3 protein-coding genes are annotated in these 4,011 nt (G+C 62.8%); all 3 read left to right on the top strand.

Annotation, left to right across the window (positions count from 1 at the left end; genetic code table 11):
- The first annotated feature begins 328 nt into the window (after positions 1 to 328).
- Complete coding sequence (locus I8N66_RS04110) at positions 329 to 1,030, top strand: lysoplasmalogenase (protein ID WP_291150013.1); 702 nt, start codon at positions 329 to 331, stop codon at positions 1,028 to 1,030.
- Positions 1,027 to 2,445: a coniferyl aldehyde dehydrogenase gene (locus tag I8N66_RS04115; RefSeq protein WP_291150016.1), complete on the top strand. Its 1,419-nt coding sequence runs from the start codon at positions 1,027 to 1,029 to the stop codon at positions 2,443 to 2,445. The genes I8N66_RS04110 and I8N66_RS04115 overlap by 4 nt, the downstream gene beginning before the upstream one ends.
- Before the next feature lie 94 nt (positions 2,446 to 2,539).
- On the top strand, positions 2,540 to 4,011 hold a 1,472-nt coding region (locus I8N66_RS04120; protein WP_291150157.1), incomplete at its 3' end, for a heavy metal translocating P-type ATPase.

Genomic DNA, 4,011 nt, shown 5'->3' on the forward strand with positions numbered 1-4,011 from the left:
TTTGACGTTCCAGACTTCGCACGGAGCGCACCACAAACGGCCAAAATCGCCAGGCAGCCTCCCACCGCTGGTCCCCAGCGATCGCAACCGGCGCGGCTAACCTCCTCTGCTTTCATCGCGAAGCAGTCCCATGGACCCGCATGATCGCATTTGGCCAACCGCTTCGTCGTGAGGCTACCGATTGCCCGACAGAACGTAGCCGATGCCGCCGACAAGCCGCTTGCCGCGCCGCGCGGACGTAACTGGACAATCCCGCAAAAATGGAAACTATCGCCATAATCAAAGACTGAGCCCGGCTACGGCTCGGATAAACGGGGAGATCGTCGGCATGAGTTACGGGGGGACTTTGGACGCAGAGCGGAACCGTCCTATCCAGGCTTTCTTTCTCGCCTGCGCTGCTCTGGCGATCCTCGGCAGCCTGCTTGCGGCTGGCGATGGCTCTTTCTGGCGCTGGCTGCACTATATGACCAAGCCCTCAGCAACTCTGTTGCTGCTCTTCTTTGTGCTCAGGAACCTTACTCCTTCGTCGCGCGCTTACGGTACGGCGGTTGCGGTCGGTCTCGTTTTTGCCGCAGCCGGCGACCTCTTTCTCATGCTGCCGGGGGACTATTTTCTGGCCGGCCTCGTCTGCTTCCTGCTCACCCACTGCGCCTACATTTTCGCGCTCACCCGTGATGCCAGACTTGCCGCCCATCCTGTTGTGTTTACCGTCTTTGCCTTGATTGCGCTCTCGGTCGTCGCTGGTCTGTGGACGTCGCTACCGTCTGAGATGCGCATCCCGGTCATCATCTACGCCCTGGCGCTCGGCGCGATGGCTGCCCAGGCGATCTCCCGTGCCCGCCAGCTCTCGGGAACGCCACGGGAACTGACAGCCCGCTATGCTGCGATTGGCGGTCTGTTGTTCCTGGTCAGCGATACCGTGCTCGCCTACGGCCGCTTCCGCTTTGATATTCCGCTCAATGCGTTCTGGGTGCTCGGCACCTATTATGCCGCGCAATGGTTCTTTGCTCGCTCGACTGAAAGCCGATGACAACCACAATTGATACCTCGCCGCATCTCGGCGCCAGCTTCGACAGGTTGCGGACCGCCTGGCTCGAAACCCGCCCGTCCGTACTGCAGCGTCGCGCGGACCTGAGCCGGCTCAGAGAGCGTTTGCGCGCGCGCATGGATGAGATGTGTCAGGCGATCGATGCGGATTTCGCTCATCGCGCCCGGCACGAAACGCTGCTTGGTGAAGGCGGCGTCGTGCTTTCCGAGATCGACCATACATTGGCGAAACTCAAGCGCTGGGTCCGTCCAGAGCGTCGGACGGCCGGATGGAAGCTCTGGCCGGCCAGGGCAGAAGTGCGTTTCGTGCCGCTCGGCGTCGTCGGGATCATTTCGCCGTGGAACTATCCGGTCAACCTGGCGCTCGCCCCGTTGGTCGCGGCGATTGCCGCCGGCAATCATGTCTTCCTCAAGCCATCCGAGCATACGCCGCAGACCGCCGAGTTCCTGCGGTCACTGCTTGGCGAGGTCTTTCCGGAGGCGCGCGTGGCGGTCGCGCTCGGCGGCCCCGAACTGTCCGCCAGCTTCTCGGCTCTCCCTTTCGACCATCTGTTTTTCACCGGTTCCACCGCCGTCGGGCGCAAGGTGATGGCGGCGGCCGCCCAGAATCTGACGCCGGTAACGCTTGAACTCGGCGGCAAATCTCCGGCGATCGTGACCGGAACCGCCGATCTCGCCAAGGCAGCCAGGCGTGTTGCCACCGGCAAATTCTTCAATGCCGGCCAGACCTGCATCGCGCCCGATTATGTCCTCATCCATGAGAGCAAGCGCGAAGCTTTCGTGGGCTTGATGAGGCAAGAATTGGCAGCGCGTTATCCGGCGAAGCGACGCCTCGAAGACTACACATCGATCATCAATGCGGGGCAGTACGAGCGCCTCACGCGCCTGATTGCCGACGCCGAGGCACGTGGCCATAAAGTGATCCCGCTGCTCGATGGAACTGAGGACGTCGCCGGGCATCCACGCCTTTTCCCGCCAACGCTCATCATCGATCCGGATCGGGAAAGTGCCGTCGTGGGCGAAGAGGTCTTCGGACCTATCCTCCCCGTCATCGGCTACACCTCGATCGAGGAGGCGATCGGCTATATGCTCGGCCATGACCGCCCGCTGGCGCTCTACTGCTTCAGCCGGGAGAAAAACGAAATCGAGGCTATTCTCTCGCGTGTTGTCGCAGGCGGCGTTTGCATCAACGACACGCTCTACCAGTTCGGCTGCAACGACCTACCGTTTGGCGGAGTCGGCGCCAGCGGCATGGGCCACTATCACGGACGCGATGGGTTCCTGACCTTTTCCAAGGCTATGCCCGTGCTGAGAAAACTCGAGCCGGCGCCGAGTGACCTGGTGAAACCGCCCTACAAGGGCATCGCGGACTGGGTGATCCGCTTCCTGTCACGTTGACCGTTAAAAAAACTGCACCCAGGCTGCAATTTCGCCTTGTAGCTCTAGTTGCTAGAGGTCGTAGCGTTGCTTCAAGATATGCAAGGAGCAGGTTATGGCGAGCACTATTCGGGAAGCCCGTTATCGCGTCGAAGGCATGGATTGCGCATCCTGCGCAACCAAGATCGACACGGCGGTGCGCAGGCTGTCGGGTGTCGAGGACGTGTCGGTTTCGGTGTCGGCGGGCACCATGTCGGTTAAGTTTGCCGACGAGAACGATCTCGCGACGTCGATCGTGAGCAGGGTTGGAAAGCTCGGCTATCGTTTGCATCCGATCCAGGCAGGCCAGGCGTCGGAACGGAAAACGGCCCATGTCTGCTCCGGGCACGATCATGACCATAACCATGATCACGGAGGCCACAGTCATGATCACGGCCACGATCACCATGATGATCATGCCCATGACCATGAACATCGACACGATGATCACGCCCATCGTCACGAGGGCAACGCCAGCCAGAAGGGCGAGACAGCCGCGGCTGCAATGGGCCTTCACGGTCATGACCACTGCCCGACGAGCGGTCCATGGTGGAAGTCGGGCAAGGGTAAGCTGACGATTGCCAGCGGCCTGGCGCTGGTCGCCGCTTATGCCATTGGGAAGACGGTTCCGGCGACCGAGCCCTGGATCTTCACGCTTGCCATGCTCGTCGGCCTGTTGCCGATTGCGCGCCGCGCCTTTGCCGCCGCGACCATGGGGACGCCGTTTTCGATCGAGATGCTGATGACGATCGCCGCCGTCGGCGCAGTCTTCATCGGCGCGACGGAAGAAGCGGCCATGGTCGTGCTCCTGTTCCTGATCGGCGAATTGCTGGAGGGCGTGGCCGCCGGAAAGGCGCGTGCCAGCATCCAGTCGCTGACGGCGCTCGTTCCGAAGTCCGCCTTCGTCGAGCGCGATGGTCGGCTGGATGAGGTTCCTGCCGAGACGCTGAGTGTCGGCGCCGTCATCCTGGTGCGGCCCGGCGACCGGATTCCGGCCGATGGCGTGGTGCTATCCGGCGAAAGTGCCGTCGACGAAGCGCCGGTGACCGGCGAGAGCACACCGGTGCGCAAGGAGGCTGATGACACCGTTGTCGCGGGCACCGTCAATGGTTCTGGCGCGCTGCGCGTGCGGGTTACGGCCGCCGCGGCCGACAACACCATCGCCCGCATTGTTCGCATGGTGGAGGAGGCACAGGAGAGCAAGGCGCCGACCGAGCGCTTCATCGACCGCTTCTCGCGCTACTATACGCCGGGTGTCGTCGTGGTCGCGGCGCTGGTCGCCGCGCTGCCGCCGCTTCTCTGGGGCGGCTCCTGGGATGAGTGGATCTACAAGGGTCTCGCCATCTTGCTGATCGGCTGCCCCTGTGCCCTGGTCATCTCGACGCCGGCAGCGATCGCTGCCAGCCTTTCGGCCGGCGCAAGGCGCGGGCTGCTGATGAAGGGTGGGGCGGTGCTGGAGAATGTGGGCAAGGTTACCGCCGCTGCCTTCGACAAGACCGGCACGCTCACAGAAGGCAAGCCGAAGGTGACCGATATCGTCGGCTTCGG

The sequence above is a fragment of the Ensifer sp. SSB1 genome, from assembly GCF_016652895.1.
GTDB lineage: Bacteria > Pseudomonadota > Alphaproteobacteria > Rhizobiales > Rhizobiaceae > Ensifer.

Coding starts and splice junctions, on each gene's coding strand:
- I8N66_RS04110 (WP_291150013.1), top strand. CDS start 329: ATGAGTTACGGGGGGACTTTGGACGCAGAGCGGAACCGTCCTATCCAG.
- I8N66_RS04115 (WP_291150016.1), top strand. CDS start 1,027: ATGACAACCACAATTGATACCTCGCCGCATCTCGGCGCCAGCTTCGAC.